Below are 20721 nucleotides of genomic sequence, written 5' to 3'. Positions count from 1 at the left end.
GCGTGCCGAAACCGCACATGCCTAGTCGAAATACTCCTAAGCTTGGACGCGCTACACCACTGGAGGTAACCATGACGGTCGAGATGCTGACCCATCCCGAGTCCGGCGAAGCGTGGACGGGATCGGGTCGAGCGGCCGCCAAGCCGGCGCAACCGCCGGTATCCATGATCGAGCGAATGACGTTGATACTCGACGCTTTCGACGGCTCCACGCCGACGCTCACCCTGCTCGGCCTGGCCGAGCGCACGGGACTGCCGCGCTCCACGGTGCACCGCATCCTGGACCAGATGATCCGCCTGCGCTGGCTCGCGCACGCCCCCGGCGGCTACCGGCTCGGCATGCGCACCCTCGAACTCGGCGGACTCGCCGCCGACCACAACGAGATTCGTGACGTGGTCAGCCCGCTGCTGCACGATCTGGCGCAACGCACCGGGATGGTCGGGCACCTCGGGGTGCTCGACGGTCGCGAGGTGCTCTATCTGGACAAGGCGGGCGGGCGCGGCAGCGCGAATGTGCCGACCCGCCTCGGGGGCCGAATGCCCGCGCACAGCACGGCTTTGGGTAAGGCGCTGCTCGCGTCGCTGGAGCCGAGCATCATCGAGGCGTCGTTCCGGGATCCGCTACCCCAGCTCACGTCCCGAACCATCTGCGACCGAGCCGAATTGCATCGCGAACTGGCTCGCATCCGGCATCGCCAAGGCGTAGCCGTCGACAACGAGGAGGCGGTGGCGGGCATCGCCTGTGTCGCCGTGCCCGTGCGAGGCCGGGGCGCCGCCGTGGCCGCCCTCTCGCTGACCGCTCAGATCAGCGGTGAGCGAACGGCTCTCGACACCGCGCGGCTGGCCCGGGTCCTGGTCGAAGTGGCGCACGAGGCGGGCCGCAGCCTGTTCCCGAGGCATGCGCGGTGGCGGTAGCAGGATTTTCCTGGTCAGGAATATGCCTGGCCGATATAGTCCGATTCGTGACTGATCGAACCGGGCGTGGCCGATGACCGACGCGACAGTGCCGGAGCTGCCGACCACCAGCTGGGCCGTACTCGGAATGCTCTCGCACGCAGAGGAATTGTCGGGCTACGACCTGAAGAAGTGGGCCGACTGGAGCCTCCAGTTCTTCTACTGGAGTCCGTCCTTCAGTCAGATCTACGCCGAACTCAAACGCCTGGAGAAGCACGGCTACGCGACCTCGCGCACCGTGCTGCAGGACGACGGCGTGCGCGGCAAGCGCATGTACGCCATCACCGAGGCCGGCCGGGCCGCGGCCGCCCAATGGGTCAATCACGCTCCCGTGGAAGCGCCCGTGCTCAAGCACAGCGTCATGCTCCGGGCCTGGCTCGGTCACCTCGCCGAGCCCGACCGCCTGCGCGGCATCCTCACCGAGCACATCGATTACGCCGAACGCATGCGCAAACTGGCCGAAATCGATGCCGAAGGCGCGGACGAAAACCCCGACTGGGCCTATCCCGGTGCGGTGCTGCGCTGGTGCGTCCGGCATTACGAAGCCGAACGCGACTTCGCCAAGGAACTGCTCGCCGACGTCGCCAGACTTTCCGCCGACGCCCCGAAGCGCCCGCCGAAACCCAAGGGCCGTCGCGTTTCCTGACCGCATCCGGTTGCCCGCCGCGCGCCCGCTCACCGAGATTCCCCCTTCCCATACTGTCTAGGAATATTTCTACTAGGCATATAGGAGGTGGTCATGCGGACCGAATTCGCGCAACAGCGCTCGCTGGATCCGATCGAGGCGGGGATCGCCGCTGTCGCCTCGGGCGGGCTGGTGGTGGTCGTCGATGATGAGAACCGGGAGAACGAGGGCGATCTGGTGCTGGCCGCGTCGATGGCCACGCCGGAGACCATCGGATTCATGGTGCGGCACACCAGCGGGGTGCTGTGCGCGCCGATGACCGGGGCAGAGCTGGATCGGTTGCGGCTGCCGCCGATGGCTTCGGTCAACGAGGATCCCAAAGGCACCGCGTACACGGTCTCGGTGGATGCGGCCGAGGGTGTCGGCACCGGAATCTCCGCCGCCGACCGTGCGCGTACCGTGCGGGTCCTGGCCGACTCTCGCACGCAGGCAAGGGAACTCACGCGCCCCGGGCATGTCTTCCCGTTGCGCGCCGACCCGGATGGTGTGCTCGGCCGGGCCGGGCACACCGAGGCAGCCGTCGATCTGTCCCGATTGGCGGGTTTGCCGCCCGCCGGCGTGATCGCCGAGATCGTGCGGGACGACGGCTCCATGGCCCGGCTTCCGGAGCTCATCGCCTTCGCCCGTACGCACGGCTTGCCGATCATCTCCATCGCCGACCTCATCGCTTACCGCAGGCGCACCGAACGCACCCTGCGCCGGGTGGTGCAGACCAGGCTGCCCACGCGGTTCGGGAATTTCCGGGTCCTCGGGTATCGCGACGAGGTCACCGGAACCGAAACGCTCGCACTGGTTTTCGGTCAGCTGGGCACCGACGGCGTGCTGGCCCGTTTGCACTCGGAATGTCTCACCGGCGACGCGTTCGGCTCGCTGCGCTGCGATTGCGGCGACCAGCTGGACGCGGCGCTGCGCCTGGTGGCGGAGGCGGGCAGCGGGGTGGTGGTGTACCTGCGCGGACAGGAGGGCCGGGGCATCGGTTTGCTGAACAAGTTGCGCGCCTACGAACTCCAGGATCGCGGTGCCGACACGGTCGAAGCCAACCTGGCGCTGGGCCTGCCGGTCGACGCTCGGGAGTACACCGCCGGTGCGCAGGCCCTCGCCGATCTGGGCGTTCGCTCGGTGCGGTTGCTGAGCAACAATCCCGCCAAGCAGTCGGGTCTCGAGGCGCATGGCATCGCCGTGCTGCAGCGGTTGCCCCTGCAGGCTGTGCCCACCGAACACAACATCCGCTACCTGCGGGCCAAACGCGACCGGATGAATCATCAACTCGCCGAAATCGACGCGGCACCGCAGCGGGCCACCTCGTGAGGTAGTCACGCGGAATCGGTAGCTGGAATGCCGCGGCCGGACCGTGCGCGGTGTCGCTACGGTGCCCGGCGCGGTGCGGCTTGGTGAAGCTTTTCCGGTTCTCGGCGTAGTCGGCACCGGGGCATCCGGGCGATTTGCCCCAGGATTGCCGAATCGTGCGCGTTTCACTATGGAGTATTTACGTTCGCGGCCGACGTGCCGTGCGCTGCTGGTTTCCTGATGAGGTCAGGCGGAGAGTCCGTCGGTTGGTGAGTCGGAAGCCGGGGACAGCGGTGCACCGAATACCTCTGCGGCAAGATCAATTTCGTTCGAGCTGGGCGTGGTCGGCGCTCGGCGGGCTGATCGCGGTCGTGGGTGTCGTCGTCTGGGTGGCACGCCCCGAACCGATCGTCTGCGAGGCGGCTCCCACCGCCACCGACATCATGGCCACCACGCAGAACGCGGTGCCGCCCGGCAGTTCCGGCGTCGCCACCAAGCGGACGACTCCGGTGGCGGCGCCGCCGGCGGAGTCGTCCGCCGCAGTCCCGGGAGAAGCGCGCTACTACTCGTTCGGTTCCGATGTCGCCTGCTCGTATCAGGATCTTCCGGTGGACGGGTTCTACGTCGGCATCTCCACCCACGAGTACAGCACCGCCGACCTCTGCGGCGCCTACCTCGACGTGCACGGACCCCAGGGCGACGTGCGCGTCCTCATCGCCGACCGCTGCCCGGGATGCGCACCGGGGCAACTGGATCTGAGTATCGCCGCCTTCGAGCGGATCGCCGACCCCGCACAGGGTGTTGCGGACATCCGCTACAGCGTCGTGCGCGATCCGGATCCGGCGCCCGAAGTGGGCTACCAGGTGAAGTCCGACTCCTCGGCGAGCTGGTTGGCCATCCTGTTCAGCAATACCGGAAATCCGTTGCGGCGGGTGGCGATCCGTCCGGCCGACGGCGATGACTGGCAGGAGCTGACCCGCGGCACCGACAACCACTGGACCATTTCCGGCGCGGGCGAGGGCCCGTTCGCGGTCCGCGTCACCGATCTCTACGACAACGCCACCGAAATTTACGGCCTCACCCTCGATCCGGGCCCGCACCGGACCGGCGCCCGCCTCTACACCACCGAACCCGCACCGGAACCGGCGATCGCCGATCCGACGACACCAGCGCCGTCGTCCGCACCGACCACACTGCCCTCCACTCCGGTGCGGCTGGAAACCGCGCGGGCATTGGCGGAATGCAAAGCGGGGATAGTCAGCGGGCGCTGAGCCGCGCGGCCAGTGCCCGGCCCGCCGCGCGGCCGGAGAAGATGCAGCCGCCGAGGAAGGTGCCCTCCAGGGCGTTGTAGCCGTGCACGCCGCCGCCGCCGAAGCCCGCGACTTCACCTGCGGCGTACAAGCCGGGGAGCGGTGCGCCGTCGGCGCGGATGACCTGGGATTCGAGGTTCGTTTGCAGGCCACCCAGGGTCTTGCGGGTCAGGATGTTGAGCCGGACCGCGATCAGCGGGCCCGCCGCCGGATCGAGAATGCGATGGGGTTTGGCTACCCGGCCGGCCTTGTCGCCGAAATACTGGCGCGCGTTGGTCATCGCCATCAGCTGGCTGTCTTTGCTGTACTTGTTGCCGATCTCGCGGTCGCGTGCCACGATCTGGCGTTCCAGGGTGTCGTAGTCCAATTGCGGGCCGCGGGCGATCTTGTTCATCCCCTCGACCAGATCGCGCAGGTTGTCGGCGACCACGAAGTCCGCGCCGTGCTGTTTGAAAGCTTCGACCGGCCCGGGTGCGCCTTTCGCGACGCGGCTCTTCAGGGTGAGTTTGAGATCCTTGCCGGTGATGTCGGGGTTCTGTTCGGAACCCGACAGGGCGAATTCCTTCTCGATGATCGACTGGGTGAGCACGAACCACGAGTAGTCCTCGCCGGTCGCCAGGATCGCCTTCATGGTGGTGTTGGTGTCGAAACCCGGGAAACACGGTGCGGGCAAACGCTTTCCGTGCGCGTCGAACCACAGCGAGGACGGGCCCGGGATGATCCGGATGGCATGGTCGGGCCAGATCGGATCCCAGTTCATGATGCCCTCGGTGTAATGCCACATGCGGTCCCGGTTGACGATCGCGCCGCCCGCCGACTCCGAGATGGCCAGCATGCGTCCGTCCACGTGCGCGGGAACGCCCGAGATCATGGTCCGGGGGCAGGGACCCAGACGATCCACCGGCCAGTTGCGCCGGATCAGCTCATGGTTGTGGCCGATGCCGCCGGAGGTGACGATCACAGCCTGCGCGCGGAATTCGAAGTCGCCCACCAGGTCTCGCGAGGATGCCTTACCGCGCTCCAGATCGGTGTCCGCCAGCACGCTGCCGCGCACGCCGACGACCGCGCCGTCTTCCACGATCAGCTCATCCACGCGATGCCGGAAGCTGAAGCCCACCAGGCCCTTTCGCTCGGCTTCCAGGACCGGCTCGGCGAAGACGCGCACGACCTCCGGTCCGGTGCCCCAGGTGAGGTGGAACCGGGGCACCGAATTGCCGTGCCCGTCGGCGAAACCCCCGCCGCGTTCGGCCCAGCCGACCAGCGGCGTCACGCGCAATCCCAAGTCGTGCAGGTAATCTCGCTTCTCGGTGGCGGCGAACCGGACGTAGGCCTCGGCCCACTGCCGGGCCCAGTGGTCCTCGTCGTCGCGGTCGAAACCGGCTGAGCCGAGCCAATCCTGCAGCGCCAGTTCATAGGAATCGTGGATGCCCAGGCGGCGCTGCTCCGGGCTGTCGACGAAGAACAATCCGCCCAGCGACCAGAACGCCTGTCCGCCCAGGTTGTTGCTGTTCTCCTGGTCCAGCAGGTGCACCTTGCGGCCGGCCTTGCTCAGTTCGTAGGCGGCCACCAGTCCGGCCAGGCCCGCGCCGACGACGATGACCTCGGCCGCGTCGGCGAATTCGGGGGTGCAGTTCTTCATAGCGATCCTTCGGTGGAGGGGATGCTGTAGGCCAGCACCACGTGGCAGAAAAGGTCGGCGCGCCGTCGCCGGACCTGGCGGCTGCGCGGTTCCATCAGGACTTGGACGGCGGTCCCGTCGTGCACGGCGACGAGCGCTTGGCCGAGTGCGATGGGGTCGGGCACGGCGCGCCCGACCCGGGCCAGGGCGGCCACGATCGTCGGAATGAGCGCGGCGACGATCGACTCCTCGCGGGCGGCCACCACCCGGCGCAGCGCCGGAGTGCGCAGCGCGTGCGCGGTGAACTCGGCGGTGATGCGAAACCAGGCTTCGTCGAGCGGCACCGCACGCACCAGGCGGTCCACCGCGGCGGCGATGTCCTCGACGCCGTCGACGGAGATGTCGTCGAGTGTGGCGCGCACATCGGCCAGCATGTCCGCGGATCGTTGTTCCCACATGGCGAGGAACAGCTCGTCCAGTGAGCTGAAGTTCGAGTAGAACGCGCCCCGGGTGAACCCGGCCCGCTCGCAGACGCGCTCGACCGAGGCCCGCCCGAATCCTTCCTCGGCGAACACCTCGTAGGCGGCCGTGAGCAGGCGATTCCTGGTTTCCACGCGCCTGCGGGTGACCCGCGGCGCGCCTGTTGCCGACGCCAACCGAACCTCCTCACCGTGCGACAGTTCGATACAGAACTGTATTCAATACAGAAATGTATCAGATGGGTGCGGGATGCGCGCCCGAATGGATAGCTGAGCATGAGGTTGCTCCTGGCGACGGCGCGGTGGGCACGCTGGAGCGGACGGACAACCGTTCGGCGCGTGCGCGATTCACTCCACGACTGCCGAGACCACCTGGGCGCGCCCGACATTCGGTGCTGGCGAGGCCGCCGCGTGCAACGATTGCGTGCCGAGCGGGTCTCGCTTGACTCCGATTGCTTGACGGTCACCCCGGCGATTCTTACCTTCGCGGATATACGGCCGAGTGATAGTCACTGACTATCGTCACACTCGGCCGCTCACAACGGCGTGAGTTGGGTGATCACGATGGTAAACCGGAAGACTATTCGTTTCGAAAGGTGGCGGGCGGCAAGGGCATTCGCGTTGCTGATCTGCACCGCCGCCGTCGCGGCGGCGAGCCTGGGCACGACGACGGCCTGGGCGAACCCCTGTGCCGCAGTGGATGTGGTGGCCGCCAGGGGCACGGGCGAGCCCGGATGGCTCGGCAGCGCCGTCGGCGATCCGCTGTATGAGACGCTGCGGCAGGCGCTTCCGGTGGATACCACGGCGTACTCGGTCGACTATCCCGCGAACCTGGCCGTGCCCTGGTCCGTCAGCGACGGCACCCGCGATCTGACCGCACACCTCGAGCAGCAGGCCGCGCGGTGCCCGGATCAGCGCTTCGTCCTCGTCGGATATTCGCAGGGCGCCCTCGTGGTGCACGGTGTGCTCGGCACGGGCAACGTGACTTCGCTGGGCGGTGTACACCACCTGCCCGGCTGGATCGAGCCCAGAGTGGCCGCGGTGCTGCTGTTCGGTGACCCCAACCGCCTGCTCGGCTGGGGTGTGCCCGGCGCCTATGGCTGGCGCACCGGAAACTACTGCACCGCAGGCGATCCGGTGTGCGGCGGCGGCCTCGATTGGGCCGCGCATTCGCACTACGGGTGGGCGATGTGGCCGGCCGCGGACTTCGCCGCCGGCCGGATATAGAACCGGACCGGGAAATCCGGGCAGTGGGGTCGGCGGCTGCCGACCCCACTGTGCCGCGTTACCAGTGCAGCCCGGGGATCATCCTGGTGACGCGAGCAGCGGGAGTGGGGAGCGCCATCAGTGGCAGCAGCACCGGGGCCAGCGTCGTCAGTGGACTACGGGTGGCGCTCGGCTTGCTGTCCGGCTTCGGCTCGACCCCCTGTGCCGCCCGGGATTCCCCGAACATGCGGTAACCCTGGTGCAGGATGGAGCGTTTCACCGACGGCATCAGCAGGTCCACCGCCTGGGCGAAGGTGCCGACGGGGGTGTCGATGCGATGCGGGCGCTCGCGCAGCGCGCGCAGCACGATGGCGGCGGCCTGGTCCAGGTCGTGCACCGGCAGGCTGCGGTAGAGATCGGTGGGGGCGATCATCGGGGTACGGACCAGCGGCATCCGCACGGAGGTGAAAGTGATTCCGGCGTCGCGGTTTTCGACGGCGGCGATCTCGGAGAAATTGTCCAGGGCGGACTTGCTCGCGACGTAGGCGGCGAAACGAGGCACCTTGGTCTGCACGGCGATAGAGGAGATGTTGACGATGTGGCCGAAGCGCCGCGCCCGCATGGACGGCAGCAGGGCCAGGATCAGCCGGACCGCACCGAAGTAGTTGACCGCCATGGTGCGCTCGAAGTCGTGCATGCGGTCGGTGGAGTTGACCACCGAGCGCCGGATCGAGCGGCCCGCGTTGTTGACCAGGTAGTCGACGTGCCGGTGGTCGTGCAGCACCGTCTTGACCAGCAACTCGACCGCTTCGGGATCGGTGATGTCGCAGGGATAGCCGAATGCCGACCCGCCGTCCGCGCGCACGGATTCCACTGCGGCGTCGAGGTCTTCGCGGCCGCGGGCGACCATGAGCACGGTGGCGCCGCGGCGCGCGACGGCGTGCGCGCTGGCCAGTCCGATACCGGAGGAGGCACCGGTGATCAGCACGATGCGGCCGGCGAAGGAGTCCCCGGAGCCGGGACGGTCCCGGTCGGGATCGAGGTTCGCCCGCCAGTACTGCCACAGGCGTTCGGCATAGCTGTCGAACGACGGCACGGTCAGGCCGGCCTCGCGCAGGTGTGCCCGGGTGGAGTCGGAGACGAACTCGGCGGTGAAGCCGACATGCGGGGCGACGGCGGCGGGAATGCCGGCCTGTTCGAAAAGGAAGTCGCGGACGGCCGGGACGCCGGGTAGTTGCGCCAGACCGCTCAGCGCGAACCCGCTGCCGGGCACGACGCCGACTCCGGTCGGGCCGCCCGCTGCCGTGGCGAGCGCGCGATAGATCTCATCGAACGGCTGCGGCTCCGGGTTGACCAGGTGGAATGTGCGCCCGTCCAGACCCGGGCGGCGGACCAATTCGACCATCGCGGCCGAAACGTAGTCGACCGGGACGATATTGGTGGCCCCGAGATCCGGCAGCGGCATCGGCAGCTCGGCGGGCAGCCCGGCCAGCTTCGCGATCGCGGGGAAGAAGTAGTAGGGGCCGTCGATCTTGTCCATCTCGCCGGTGCGTGAATCGCCGACGACGATCGCGGGCCGGTACACCCGCCAGCGCAATCCCTCGGCGTCGCGGACCAGCTTCTCGGCCGCGAACTTGGTGCGGTGATAGGGCGAGGTCAGCTGCTGACCGAGATCGAAGTCCTCTTCGAAGAATTTGCCCTTGTGGTCACCCGCGACGGCTACCGACGACACGTGATGCAGCACCGCGCCGAGCCGGCGAGCCAGCGCGATGACCGCTTCGGTGCCCGCCACATTGGCCGCGTGCGCCGTCGCCTCGTCCGCGCCCATGTCGTAGACAGCGCCCAGATGAATGATGTGATCGGCCGCGGGCGGATTGTCCTGCAGGCCGAGGTTCTCCGCCGTCAAGTCGCCGAGCAGCGCGAACAGCCGCTCGCCGCCGGGCCGGCTCGCGGCCAGCTCACCGAATTTGGCCAGCGACGCCTCGCGCACCAGGACGTGCACGATCGCTTCGGGTTCGGCGTCGAGCAACTCCTGCACAACTCGTCGCCCGAGGAAACCGGTACCGCCTGTAACGATGTAGGAAACCATCGCTCCTCCTGCTGTTGTCTTGATCGTCTTGTGGCACAACGCCGATCCGACATGCAGCAATGGATGCGGATAAGAGAAGCCGGGGAACACCTGCGGCCCGACTGATTAGAAACTGTAATAGCTCGGTGCAGGTGGCGGCAAAACGACACGGTGTGGAACTGGTCACCCTCTCCGCCCAGGTCAGAGGGTATGTGTGACAACGCTTTCCAGTTACCTCATGTGCGGGGAACTCGGCACCGGCCCGCCGTAGACTGGGCGATCGGTGGACGGGTGGTCCGGCCGCTTCGGATACTTCGGTGGTGGCGGTGGTGTACGGGGCGTCTACGACGTATCGGCAGTCGCAAGCGACGCTGCTCGATTACTGGTTCTGCCTGCTCGTCGGGCTGGTCTTCGCGGGCGGCGGAACCGTTGTCGTCCTGTCCGCGCTGGCCGCGATCGCCGACCGGACCAACCCCTCCTACGACCAGTTCGGCGCCGCCTTCGGCCTCGGGCTCGGCCTGCTCTGGACCGCCCTGGGCTGCGGCAGCCTCTGGCTGGCCCGCGAAATCCTTCGCACCACAACCCGTTTGATCATCACCCCGGCCGGACTCACGCACGTGCACGACGGCACCGCCACCACCTTCGCCTGGCCCGAAATCGCCCTCATCCAAGCCACCGGGGCCCGGCTCACCATCCTCCCCGGCCTGCGCGACCTCCACTCCATCCCCACCACCGACCTCGGCGCCACCCCGGAAACCATCCTCACCACCATCCGGCACTACTGCCCGACAGTGACGATCGCCAGGTAGTCCGTGCCTAGCCGGCGATGACCTCGTCGACAGTGCGCGCGATCCGGTCCCGGAAGATATTGGGGGAGAAGGACAATGCGTGCTCGCGGATGGTGTCCGAGTCGTAGTCGGCCGCACTGAATGCAGCCATGGCCTTGGCGAAGCCCTCGATGACGGTCTCGTCGGAGCCGTGCGGCACGTGTTCGCCGCTGACACCGGGGAGGACGGTGTCGAGCGCGCCGCCTGCCGCGGCGGCGAGCACGGGGGTGCCGCAGGCCATGGCCTCGACCGGCACGATGCCGAAGTCTTCCACGCCGGGCATCAGCACGGCGCGGGCGCGGCGGTAGGTGTCGAGCAGGACTTCGAAGGAGGCGGCGCCGAGGAAGGTGGTTTCCGGGCCCGCGATGGACTCCAGATAGGGGCGGAAGCGGCCTTCACCGAGGACGACGAGGCGCACGCCTGCCCGCTGAGCGGCGCGAATGGCGAGATCGGCGCGCTTGTAGGGGACCAGGCGGCCCGCGCAGAGGAAGAAATCGTCGCGGGCGATGGTGGCGTCGGGGGTGAAACGGTCGACGTGCACCGGCGGGTTGACGACGGAGGCGGGCAGTCCCCACCAGTCGTGGACGCGTTCGGCGACGGCCCGGGAATTCGCGATCACGTGGGTGAGGTGCAGAGCGGCGCGCAGTTCGTTGCGGCGGGTGAATTCGCCCAGCACCGAGAGGGCGGACTGCCCGAGGCGCCCGCCCGCTTCCTGGGCTCGGAAAGCGGGATCCCACGCCCAGCGGGCCGGTGAGTGCACGTAGGCGATGGTCGGGGCATCGGTGGCGAACACCGCTTGGGTGGCGAAGGCGAAATGGCTGATGAGCACCGCGTCGAATCGGTCGCGCAGCGGCAGTTTCCGGAAGGCGCGCGGAAGCAGGGGCATGAGGGGCGCGTGCGATCCGACCGCGGCATGCGCCTTGCTCAGCCAGGTGTCGTGCACTGTGTGCAGGGGCGGACGCACACTGTCGGATTCGACGATCGGCGCGAAGACTTCCGCACGCGGCCAGTTCTCGAAGAATTCGGCGACGCAGGTTTCCGAGCCGCCGAGTTCGGTGAACCGCTCGTGCACGAGCGCCATGCGCGGAAAACTCATCAGGATTCCAATCTTCGCGGCGCCGCGTGGCGGCGGATGGCCGGCGCCACCGGGCGGCCGATCAGCAACCCCTCGACGCTGCCCTGCTCAAGTGCTTTGCGGTAGACGATGGCGGCTTCCCGGCAAGCGCCGACCGTCTCGGCGATATCGGCCTCGGTGTGCGCGGCCGAGGTGACGAAGGATTGGCCGAGCACGCCGCGCTCCAGCAATTCCTGGAGGAACAGTGTCCGGAAGGCCTGGGACGGTTGCCCTTGTGCGTCGCAGGTGCGGTAGATCAAACATGACGGGCGGCCGAGCACCCGCAGGTAATCGCCGATGCCCAACTCGGCCGCGACGGCGTTGACGCCCTCGGCGAGCAACCGCCCGGCATGCTCCATGCGCGCGATCGGGTCTCCGGTCTCGTATTCCCGCACCACCGCGCGGAAAGCCGCCAGCGACGCCGTCTCCGGTCCATGCGTGGTGGACAGCAGGAACACCCGCTCCCGGTCGGTGCGCAGACCACCGAGTTCCATGAATTCCCGTTTGCCCGCGAGCGCGGACAGCGGAAATCCATTGCCCATCGCCTTGCCCCAGCACGACAGATCCGGCCGCACCCCATACACCGTCTGCGCCCCGCTCGCCGACCAGCGGAACCCGGTGATCATCTCGTCGAAGACCAGCAGTGCGCCGTGCGCGTCACACAGCGACCGAACCCCTTGCAGGAAACCGGGTTCCGGTTCGGCGAGCGCGGTGGCGGCTTCGAGCAGCACCGCGGCGACCGGACCGGATTCCAGTACCGCCGCCAGTGCCGGCAGATCGTTGTACCGGAACCGCACGGTGCTCTCCGACGGCGGAATCCCGCTGTTCATAGCGGTGGTCCCGATGAACCAGTCGTCGACGGAGAAGAACGGCTGATCGCAGATCGCGACCGTGGTGCGCCCGGTGGCCGCGCGCGCCAACCGCACCGCCGCGGTGGTGGCGTCGGAGCCGTTCTTGGCGAACTTCACCATGTCGGCGCCGGGTACCAGCCTCAGAAAATCCTGCGCGGCAAGCAGTTCCAGCTCGGAAGGCCGGCTGAAACCGACACCGTCGGCGATGGCCCGGCCAACCGCCTCCAGCACCGGTTGAAACCCGTGCCCCAGGGTGACCGCGCGCAACCCCATCCCGTACTCGACATAGCTGTTACCGTCGACGTCCCATACGCGGGCGCCATTGCCGCGCACCAGAATCGGCGCCATCCGCTCGGGATACTGGTCGGAACCGCGCGCGTAGGTATGTGCGCCGCCGGGTACCAGATCGTGCAGCCGGGCCTGTATTTCGTTGCTGCGCGTGAATCGGCGATGTCGGACGGGTGGTTCTTCGCTGGGCGCGGGCATGACAGGCTCCTCCGACGGTGGGTAACACACACGCGCACTCGAATGCCCGTCGCACCGATCGCGCTCGGAAATGGTTGGAAGGCGAATGCCGACGGGGTGGAAATTGCTGCGCGCGAGGGATCTACGGACCACTGTAAACCCGTCGGGTGGCGGTGATGTTTCGTTACCGGAACCCTGCGACATACCCGGAGGAACGCACGCGGGCCGCCGCCGGTTCACCCGGGTGCCGTAATCGCCCACAGGTCGTGATCCGCCCGGCGTCCGGTGGGCGCCACGAATTCACGCATCCGTCCTTCCCGGATCATCCCGACGCGCCCGGCTATCTCGGCCGCGACAGTGTCCTCCGGTTCGATCGCGGTGGCGATCCGGCACAACCCCAGCGTCTGGAAGCCTTGCGAAATCAGCAGGCGCAGCACGGTTTCCCAGATCTCGTCCCGCGGCGGCTCGATCCACACGAACATCCGCGCATTCCGGTCGAACATGTCCAGCTCGAACAGACGCGCCTCACCGGTGTACACCCCGTCCACCTCCACCGCCAGCACCAACCCGCCGGGCGAGCGCAATCCGGCGCGGGTCCTGAAGTACTCGCGGATCCAGTGCGAATAACCATGCCGCGCAGTCCAGTCCGACTCGGCTGTGGCCGGGGCCAGCCGGTCCCGGGCCCGGAGGCGGCTGTCGCGCCATCGGGACCAGTCCGAGAATCGGCGAGTACGAACGACCACCTCCGGATGCTCGGGGTCGCGCAATCGCAGCTCGGTGCGCGCGCGCAGCGGATCGGCGGAGTGCAAGGCCCGGCCCGCGAAGTAGCGCACGGTCGCGCGGGCCACCGTAGCCCGGCTCAGCGCGGCCACGTCCTGCTCGGCCACCTCCGGCACCGGATCGCTGCCCGCGTGCCGGGCGATCCAGTTCGCCGTCGCGCCTTCCGGTGGCATGTCCGACGCCAGGACCGCCCAGAGGTCGTGGTCGCGCCGCGCGCCTCCGACGTCGAAGTAGCCCGTCATCGACGCTTCCCGGCGCATGCCGAGGGCCGCCGCTCCGGCGGCAGTTCCCTTGTTGGCGGGCGAGATCGGGGCGGTGATCCGGTGCAGCCCGGCCCGCCGGAACCCGAAGTCCAGCATCATCGCCACGGCGAGCCCGCCGATGCCGTGCCGGGCCAGCCGCGCGTCCACCCAGATGCCCAGTTCTCCGGTACCGGCGCAGAGAGACCCGAGCTCGATCTGACCGGCGAACCGGCCGTCCACCTCGATCACCGTGCCGAGCCGACGCCCGGCCCGCGCGTCGGCGCGACTGTCGAGCACCTCACGGACCCAGAGCTTTCCGGTATGGCGCGCGGACCAGTCCAGCGGCGAAGACGTCCAGAACGGTTCGATATGGCGTTGGTCACGCAACCGGATCCGTCGCCACTGGGCGTAGTCGTCGAACCTCGGCGGCCGCAACACGACCGTCACGTTGTGCAACCGCGCCGGACCCAAGCGGATCCGGGACAGGGACACGGCACCGTGGGGCACGGTTCACTCCCTGGGTCGTTGGCGGCCTAGCGGCGTGGTGCCCAGCGCACCGTCGGTGGACACGGTCAGCCGCCAATAACTCCCGGCTGTGTCCTTGAGCACGACTCCGGCGTCGGGCCGGTCGGAAAGCCAAGCGCCACTGGCCAATACGGCCGCCCGCACCGCGCGGTCCGGGCCCTGAGCTTGGAAGATATCGGTGTCGCTGGCCCCGGCTCGCCCGACCATGGTCCCGGCGAAGAACGGTGTGCGCATGCTGTCACGGCTGATGACGGTCCAGCCGTCCGGGAAAATGGCCGGTTCCAGATCGTCGGTGTTGGTGGAGATCAAGTTGATCGCGGTGCCCTCGGGACATCCCGTGTGGTCGACCCGGATATCGGTGGGGGCCTTGTCCAGATCTTTGTCGAAGATGACGTTCGCCAAATACGGTTGCCGGCAATAGATCAGGTCCACCCCGACCGTCCGGGCCGCCACTTTGCAATTGACCATGCCGAACTGCGACGGCCCGCCGCGCTTGGCATCACCGATGGACAGGGCTGTCTCGGCCCCCTCGAACCACACATTGGTCAGCCACCAATCATTGGACGCGCCGTCGACTCGAATGTGATGGACCGTGGTGCGTGGATCTCGGTCGGACACGAATTCCACGTTGGTCAGGGCCAACCCGGCGTTGTGGTTGTTGCCCGTGCCGAGAACACCCACGTAATTGCTGGTCAACTTGGAGGCGGTCACATAATTCTGGATGCAGGAGGTGACGATCCCGGTGCCGAAATTATTGATGTCGCAGTTGATGAACGCGGTGCCCCCGGTGTCGCCCTCCAGCACCACCCCGCGCTGCTGCACGAATTTCGGATGGTTGTCGCTGAGATGGTTGCCGCGCAGCACCACGGCGTCGAAGGAGCACCGGAAACAGTTGTCCAGCAGCACGGCCGTCGAGGCCGGTCCCGACATGAAGACGCCGAGCCGGGAGAACCGCACCCGATTCTGTTTACGCAACTCGATGAGCACGACATCGGCCGCGCAGGTGATCAGCGAGACATCGCCGCCGTCGCCGAGCACGGTCGCGTAATCGGGCAACTTCGGGAACGAGGTCACCTTGTACCTGCCCGCGGGCAGGTACAGCACCAGCGGCGCGTCTCCGACCTCGGCGGCGCGCGCGATCGCGGCGGTGTCGTCGGCGAGACCGTCACCGATCGCGCCGAAATCCTTGACGTTGCGTGCCGACGGCGCGTCGGTCACGTGCGGGGACCGGAATTCCAGGCCGGGGGAATCGGAGGCGGCGCAGGCCGCCAGGGGTAGTGCGGCGGCAGCACCCAGCGCGGTGGCGAGCATTCTGCGGCGGCCGACACCATCGTCTGTCATCTCCGTGTTGTCTTCCCCATCAACTGTTTCAGGCCGTTGCCTGGTTTGCTGTACGCTACCGCGCCGGAAAGCCGATCGGCGCCGAATGTCGCCACCGCGCCGCGCAATTGGGGGATATTGGTGGCACCCAGTTCGACAATGCCCAGACTCTGCTCGCACAGCGGGCTGACGGCGATCGCGTCGGCGGCGTGGGCCACCGGCGCCACCTCTACCAGCACGTGGTCGAAGTCGGTGCTGAGTTTGGCCAGGGTGCCGGCGAACCGGTCGGAGGCGAGCAGGTCGGCGGTCTGCCCGTCCACCGCGCCCAGCGGCAAGACCGTGAGCCCGGTTTCCGGCCACGCGGTGAGCGCGTCGGGGATCGGTGTCGAGCCACGCAGCACTGCTGCCAGCCCCGGACCGGAATCCGCCCGCGAACTTCCAGCACCCGAGGTGTCGGCGTCCACGAGCACCACATTGCGCCCGGTATCGGCGAACGACTTCGCCAGCGCCTCGGCGACCTCCGGCCGCGAGTGCGGTGACAGACTCGTCAGCATGATGGTGCCCGCCTCGCCGTCGCGCAGCAGCCGGGTGCGAAGCCGACGGGTTTCGCCGACCGCGCCGGGCATCCCCTCGTCGAGGATGGCGAGAATCGGAATCCGGTCACCCAGGACGCCTTCGAGGTCGTTGGAGGTGCGCAGCGTCCGGTCGGTGCGATCCCGCAGGAACGCCGCCAGCCCGCCGAGCGCCAGACCGGCCAGCAGCCCGATCAGATAGATCCGGGTGCCCTGGGGTCCGGACGGTGTGGTGGGGAGCTCGGCCTTGTCGATCACCTCGACCCGCGCGGCGGGTGCGGCGGTCTTCTCGATCGTCTCCAATTCTCCGACCAATCGCCGGAAGTGCGCGACCACGGTATTGGCCAGGTCGCGGGCCAGTTGGGGGTTCTCGTCGGTGACCGAGACGATGATGGTGGCGGTGGCCGGCGGCGAGGACGCGGTGATCTTGCTCCGGAGTTCGGCCACCGACATCTTGATGCTCAGGTCATCGATGACGCGCTGCGCGACGGTGGCACTGGTGGCCAGCCCTAGATACGAGCGCACCCGACCCTGCGCGGCCAGCACGCCCTGATAGGAGTCGTTGACCGAGGTTCCGGTCGCCATGGAGACGTAGGTGCTGGTGGAGGCCACGTACGTGGTGGGCTGGCTGCGCAGGTACGCTCCCGCCGCCAGTAGGCACAGCGCCAGCACGGTGACGATGATCAGCCAGCGCCGTCGCGCGATTCTCAGATAGTCGGTCAATCCCATTGCGCGGAACCTCATTTCCCTACGGGTAGAGCTGGAACGTCGGCGGGCTTCCGCTGCGGTTTGGCGCGCCGCCGGAATTCTTTGACCGCCAGATAGATCAGCCACGCCAGCACCGCCGCCTGCAAGAATTTGCCCAGGTTCTCCATGCTGCCGAGGAAGCCGCGCTCGAACAGCGCCGAGGACCCGGTCATCGCCAGTGCGAGGACGACGAGCGGGAAGTGGCGCGCGTACAGCGATTTCGCCCAGGCCAGCAACAGCAGGAAGGTGAAGGCGACCCCGAGCGCCACGCCGGCGTAGCCGCCGATCACATAGCCTTCGTTGACATTGCCCTCGGCCAGCGACACCGACACCTGGCTCATGTCCACCGACGCGCCGCGGACCTCATTGGCCCAGGCCACGCCGGACTGGAACTTCTCGGTACCCAGCAGTTGACCCGGAATCAGGCTGCGCAGCCCGTGGCGCACTACCTCGGTCGTGGTCAGCCAATAGTCGGGGCCGTGATAGTAGGCGTCGGTGGCGGCTTCGAGCAGATCGAAGCGGCGCAGGATCGACAGGAACGGCCGCACCAGCGCCGGATATTGCGAATCGGTGAGGGCAGCTTCGGCTTTGGCGAATTCGGTGGTCTTGAAAGACTGTAGCCAGCCGAAGCCCCCGATCCCGACGACGCCGATCGCGCCGACACCGTAGGCCTTGGCGCGGTTCCAGCCGAGGATGGCGAACCGGACGGCGACCGCCATGGCGGCGCCCAGGATCGGGGTCTTGGATTCGACCGCGACCGTCCACAGCAGCTCGACCGCGAGCAGTGCGCCCAGCACCAGCACGGTGGTCTGTTGCCGCTCGGGACGCAGGAAGATGATCAGGCCCATGGCGGCGACCGTCGCGAGAATGGTGACGAAGCTGAGGATCGGATTGGCGGCGCCGACATCACCGGCCTGGCCGGCCGACCCGGTCGCGATCGTCGCGCCGCGGCCGAGCAGGCCCACGACGTACATGGTGACGAGCGCGGGAACGAAGTCGGCGTCGGTGCTGAGCGCGGGTTCGGCGGGTGCCGGTCGCCGGCGTGCCCAGAGCGCGTAGGCCACCACGAGCCCGGCGTACACCCACAGCCCGAACACCACGTGATCCAGCACCAGCGCCATCACGCGGTCGTAACCGAGATCGGCCAGGCGCGGGTCGGGGACGTTGTCGCCGTAATGGGTCCGCGGCTGCACGAGCAGCAGCACCACCGGCCGCGCCACATACGACAGCGACCAGAACGCGGCCTGAGCGATCAGGAATACCCGTGCGACGCCCGGGATTTGGAGCGCGGCGATGACTATGGTGACCAGCGCGAGGGCGATCAGGACGATATCGGCGCCCGCGCTCATGACGCGCTCGTCTCGAGCGCGGTGGCGATCTCCCGGGCCCGGTCCACATACCGGTGCCCGGCTCCGGTGATCCGGAGGTGTCCGGCCGCGGCGACGGCGGCGGCCTGGTCCGGGTGCGCGGCGCACCAGTCGAGGATGCCGCGCAGCTCGTCGGGGCCGGTGAACAGGAAGCATTCGACGGTGTCGCGCAACAGTTCCGCGTGTTCGTCGGTGCGCTCACCGACGAAAAGTCCACCGGCGGCCGGTACTTCGAAGGTGCGGCAGGTGTGGGTATCGCGGTTGCCGGAGTTGAGCAGCACCAGATTCGCCGTGATGCCCGCGACCACGGCCGAGTACTGCTGTCCGTAGACCGGTCCACCGACGGCCGCCCCCGTACCGCGCAACTCGGGTATCCGCCGCCAGCCGGGGCCGCGCACGATCATCCGGTCGCCGTAATGCCGTGCCAGATCGACCAATTGGTCGCGCCGGTCGGGACGGCAGACGCCGATGAAACCGGCCAGGAAGGTCCGGGTGGCGCGCCGCGCGGTGCGGTGATGCCAGGCCGGATCGTAGGCGCTGCGCACGAACAGCACCCGCCGCGCGCCACGCTGCTCGAGTTCGGGCACGTTGTGCCGTTTCGTGGTCACCACCAGGTCCCATTCGGATTCGTGCGCAAGATATTCCGGGCTGGTGTTCTCGGGATTGGCCACGTCATCCGGGCTGTAGTGGACGCGCAGCCGCGCGGGCGTGTCCAGCAGTCGCCGTTGATCCAGGTGGACGCCTTTGAACACGAAGAGCAGGTCCGGCCGGAATGCCGTTGCCGCCTGATTGATCTCGCTGTGCAGCCGTTCCACCCGCCAGGGTGCGCGCCGGTCGGCGAGCTTGGAATAGACCCACGGCGCCGAACCCCGCGCCGGCAGCGTCACCGGCGTGGAGTCGAGCACCACCACCTCGTGCCCCGCCTGCCGGAAGCCGTCCGCGAGCGAACGCGCGTTACTGCCGACCCAGTCGTCGCCGATATACAGGATTCTCACGCCGATCCCTCCCGTACCGGCGCGGTGCGCTCGCGCCTGATGAGCCACCGCACGCGCGTGAGATACCAAGCGGCCACGGTGAATTCGATGACGACGGTCCCGTAGATCAGCGTCCATACCGAATGGGTCCGGAACGCGATGCCCAGCGCGACCGCCGCGACGCAGGTGCCGAGTATCGCGCCGATCAGCACGCCGGTGGTGTCCTGGCGGACCGGCAGCAGCGCGGTGGTGACGAACGACGTCACGGTGGTGGCGGGCAGGATGAAGATCTCCACCCGCAACAGCGCGATAGCCGCATCGAATTCGTCGCCGAAGACCAGCGTGATCAGTATCGGCGCGGCCAGCCACACCGCGCAGGCCGCGATTGTCGCCGCACCCACGCACAGCGCGAGCGCCTGCAGGGCGTGCCGCCAGAACCGATGGTCGGCGCTGCGCCGGGCCATCCGGGGCAGCAGTGCGAAACCGATGGGGTCCAAGGTGGATTGGATGGCGCGGACCAGACGGTCGCTGGCCGAATAGAGGCCCAGCGACACCGTGTTCAGCACCGCGGAATACACCGCGGCGGCGCCCTGGCCGTACAGGGTGACCAGGAGCCGCGAGGTGAGAATCGGTGCGCCCGTGCGCAAGACACCGGCGAAAAGGTGCGGCCGGGCCGGCCTGCCGTACTTGCGAATCGAATCCCACCAGGTCAAGGCCACGGTCGGGATCGAGGAAACGAGCAGGCACAGCAGCGCCAGCTGGGCGCTCGGCAGCCGTGGCAACAGGGCGACCAGCAAAATCAGATAGCCGACGCGCCCGACCGCCTGGTAGGCGGTGGAGGTGCCGAACCGGCCCTGGCCGATCAGCAACCAGTCCTCCGAGACCGACCAGAACCCGCCGGCGAACAGGCCGAGCAGGATCATGTCGACCGCTTCCGGCAGCCGGATCACCAGGCTGAACAGCAGAGCCACGCCGAGTACGGCGAGGATGCTGGTGCGAATGGCGAGGTAGTCGCCGCGCAACTGGTTGATCTGCGCATGCCGTTCCGCTTCGGTGCGCTGGTCGGCCTCCTCGTGCACCCGTGCCGCGAGGAACTGCGTGATGCCCAGGTCGACGAGCAACGACCCGAGGAAATACGCCGACATGCCGATGGCGACCAGGCCCATGCCGTGCGCGCCGAGCACCCGGGCGATCAGCGGCACCGTCACGATGGTGATCAGATACTGGCCGTACTTGCCGAACATGACGTATCCGATATCGCGGAGCAGTCCGACCGCACCCTGAGAACGATGCGCGCCGCCCCCGGCCGGGCCGCGGACTTCGTCGGCTTT

At 68.1% G+C, this 20721-nt stretch carries 17 protein-coding genes; 6 read left to right on the top strand and 11 right to left on the bottom strand.

Annotated features, from left to right (window positions below; all coding sequences use genetic code 11):
• Positions 1–71 precede the first annotated feature (71 nt).
• From BJ987_RS27575 to BJ987_RS27560, 4 genes are all read left to right on the top strand, one after another.
• Positions 72–914 carry an IclR family transcriptional regulator gene (locus BJ987_RS27575; RefSeq protein ID WP_209895668.1) on the top strand — a complete coding sequence of 281 codons (843 nt, stop codon included), beginning with the start codon at positions 72–74 and terminating at the stop codon, positions 912–914.
• Positions 915–987: 73 nt separating this feature from the next.
• The gene (locus BJ987_RS27570; RefSeq protein ID WP_209895666.1) at positions 988–1599 is read left to right on the top strand and encodes a PadR family transcriptional regulator; all 612 of its coding nucleotides are present in this window, start codon (positions 988–990) and stop codon (positions 1597–1599) included.
• A 93-nt stretch (positions 1600–1692) separates the two neighbouring features.
• The gene (locus BJ987_RS27565; protein ID WP_209895664.1) at positions 1693–2946 is read left to right on the top strand and encodes a bifunctional 3,4-dihydroxy-2-butanone-4-phosphate synthase/GTP cyclohydrolase II; all 1254 of its coding nucleotides are present in this window, start codon (positions 1693–1695) and stop codon (positions 2944–2946) included.
• Positions 2947–3218: 272 nt separating this feature from the next.
• A complete protein-coding gene (locus BJ987_RS27560; protein WP_209895662.1) occupies positions 3219–4196 on the top strand; it encodes an expansin EXLX1 family cellulose-binding protein in 978 nt (325 codons plus the stop codon).
• Here the strand turns inward: BJ987_RS27560 and BJ987_RS27555 are convergent.
• Both BJ987_RS27555 and BJ987_RS27550 read right to left on the bottom strand, forming a co-directional pair.
• The gene (locus BJ987_RS27555) at positions 4183–5874 is read right to left on the bottom strand and encodes an FAD-binding dehydrogenase (RefSeq protein WP_209895660.1); all 1692 of its coding nucleotides are present in this window, start codon (positions 5872–5874) and stop codon (positions 4183–4185) included. The two genes, BJ987_RS27560 and BJ987_RS27555, sit on opposite strands and share 14 nt — an antisense overlap.
• The gene (locus BJ987_RS27550; RefSeq protein ID WP_209895658.1) at positions 5871–6509 is read right to left on the bottom strand and encodes a TetR/AcrR family transcriptional regulator; all 639 of its coding nucleotides are present in this window, start codon (positions 6507–6509) and stop codon (positions 5871–5873) included. The genes BJ987_RS27555 and BJ987_RS27550 overlap by 4 nt, the downstream gene beginning before the upstream one ends.
• A 387-nt stretch (positions 6510–6896) precedes the next feature.
• Between BJ987_RS27550 and BJ987_RS27545 the strand changes: the two genes are divergently transcribed.
• Positions 6897–7559, top strand: coding sequence for a cutinase family protein (locus BJ987_RS27545; protein ID WP_209895656.1), 663 nt, complete (start codon positions 6897–6899; stop codon positions 7557–7559).
• Positions 7560–7617: 58 nt separating this feature from the next.
• On the opposite strand, the gene BJ987_RS27540 is transcribed toward BJ987_RS27545, so the two are convergent.
• On the bottom strand, positions 7618–9627 hold the full coding sequence (locus tag BJ987_RS27540; RefSeq protein WP_209895654.1) for an SDR family oxidoreductase: 2010 nt from the start codon (positions 9625–9627) through the stop codon (positions 7618–7620).
• Between the two features lie 299 nt (positions 9628–9926).
• Between BJ987_RS27540 and BJ987_RS27535 the strand changes: the two genes are divergently transcribed.
• The gene (locus BJ987_RS27535; RefSeq protein ID WP_209895653.1) at positions 9927–10415 is read left to right on the top strand and encodes a hypothetical protein; all 489 of its coding nucleotides are present in this window, start codon (positions 9927–9929) and stop codon (positions 10413–10415) included.
• A gap of 7 nt (positions 10416–10422) precedes the next feature.
• Here the strand turns inward: BJ987_RS27535 and BJ987_RS27530 are convergent, their stop codons facing one another.
• The 8 genes from BJ987_RS27530 to BJ987_RS27495 form a co-directional block, all read right to left on the bottom strand.
• Positions 10423–11529: a glycosyltransferase gene (locus BJ987_RS27530; RefSeq protein WP_209895650.1), complete on the bottom strand. Its 1107-nt coding sequence runs from the start codon at positions 11527–11529 to the stop codon at positions 10423–10425.
• The gene (locus tag BJ987_RS27525; RefSeq protein ID WP_209895648.1) at positions 11529–12884 is read right to left on the bottom strand and encodes a glutamate-1-semialdehyde 2,1-aminomutase; all 1356 of its coding nucleotides are present in this window, start codon (positions 12882–12884) and stop codon (positions 11529–11531) included. Before BJ987_RS27525 ends, BJ987_RS27530 begins: the two co-directional genes overlap by 1 nt.
• Before the next feature lie 215 nt (positions 12885–13099).
• On the bottom strand, positions 13100–14392 hold the full coding sequence (locus tag BJ987_RS27520; RefSeq protein ID WP_209895646.1) for a GNAT family N-acetyltransferase: 1293 nt from the start codon (positions 14390–14392) through the stop codon (positions 13100–13102).
• Positions 14393–14395: 3 nt separating this feature from the next.
• Positions 14396–15751, bottom strand: a complete 1356-nt coding sequence (locus tag BJ987_RS27515; RefSeq protein WP_209895644.1) for a glycosyl hydrolase family 28-related protein — start codon at positions 15749–15751, stop codon at positions 14396–14398.
• Positions 15748–17031: a YveK family protein gene (locus BJ987_RS27510; RefSeq protein ID WP_209895642.1), complete on the bottom strand. Its 1284-nt coding sequence runs from the start codon at positions 17029–17031 to the stop codon at positions 15748–15750. Before BJ987_RS27510 ends, BJ987_RS27515 begins: the two co-directional genes overlap by 4 nt.
• Positions 17032–17042: 11 nt before the next feature.
• On the bottom strand, positions 17043–18398 hold the full coding sequence (locus BJ987_RS27505; RefSeq protein WP_209895640.1) for a hypothetical protein: 1356 nt from the start codon (positions 18396–18398) through the stop codon (positions 17043–17045).
• The gene (locus tag BJ987_RS27500) at positions 18395–19411 is read right to left on the bottom strand and encodes a CgeB family protein (RefSeq protein WP_209895637.1); all 1017 of its coding nucleotides are present in this window, start codon (positions 19409–19411) and stop codon (positions 18395–18397) included. The genes BJ987_RS27505 and BJ987_RS27500 overlap by 4 nt, the downstream gene beginning before the upstream one ends.
• Positions 19408–20658 (bottom strand): lipopolysaccharide biosynthesis protein, encoded by a 1251-nt coding sequence (locus BJ987_RS27495; RefSeq protein WP_281070533.1) that lies wholly within the window; start codon positions 20656–20658, stop codon positions 19408–19410. The genes BJ987_RS27500 and BJ987_RS27495 overlap by 4 nt, the downstream gene beginning before the upstream one ends.
• Positions 20659–20721 lie beyond the last annotated feature (63 nt).

Origin of the sequence: Nocardia goodfellowii, from assembly GCF_017875645.1 — a bacterium.
GTDB classification, from domain to species: Bacteria; Actinomycetota; Actinomycetes; order Mycobacteriales; family Mycobacteriaceae; genus Nocardia; species Nocardia goodfellowii.
The sequence above is the reverse complement of the archived record's forward strand: the minus strand, read 5'-3'. Positions and strand labels throughout refer to the sequence as shown.

Coding starts and splice junctions, on each gene's coding strand:
- BJ987_RS27575 (WP_209895668.1), top strand. CDS start 72: ATGACGGTCGAGATGCTGACCCATCCCGAGTCCGGCGAAGCGTGGACG.
- BJ987_RS27570 (WP_209895666.1), top strand. CDS start 988: ATGACCGACGCGACAGTGCCGGAGCTGCCGACCACCAGCTGGGCCGTA.
- BJ987_RS27565 (WP_209895664.1), top strand. CDS start 1,693: ATGCGGACCGAATTCGCGCAACAGCGCTCGCTGGATCCGATCGAGGCG.
- BJ987_RS27555 (WP_209895660.1), bottom strand. CDS start 5,874: ATGAAGAACTGCACCCCCGAATTCGCCGACGCGGCCGAGGTCATCGTC.
- BJ987_RS27545 (WP_209895656.1), top strand. CDS start 6,897: ATGGTAAACCGGAAGACTATTCGTTTCGAAAGGTGGCGGGCGGCAAGG.
- BJ987_RS27540 (WP_209895654.1), bottom strand. CDS start 9,627: ATGGTTTCCTACATCGTTACAGGCGGTACCGGTTTCCTCGGGCGACGA.
- BJ987_RS27530 (WP_209895650.1), bottom strand. CDS start 11,529: ATGAGTTTTCCGCGCATGGCGCTCGTGCACGAGCGGTTCACCGAACTC.
- BJ987_RS27525 (WP_209895648.1), bottom strand. CDS start 12,884: ATGCCCGCGCCCAGCGAAGAACCACCCGTCCGACATCGCCGATTCACG.
- BJ987_RS27515 (WP_209895644.1), bottom strand. CDS start 15,751: ATGACAGACGATGGTGTCGGCCGCCGCAGAATGCTCGCCACCGCGCTG.
- BJ987_RS27510 (WP_209895642.1), bottom strand. CDS start 17,031: ATGGGATTGACCGACTATCTGAGAATCGCGCGACGGCGCTGGCTGATC.
- BJ987_RS27505 (WP_209895640.1), bottom strand. CDS start 18,398: ATGAGCGCGGGCGCCGATATCGTCCTGATCGCCCTCGCGCTGGTCACC.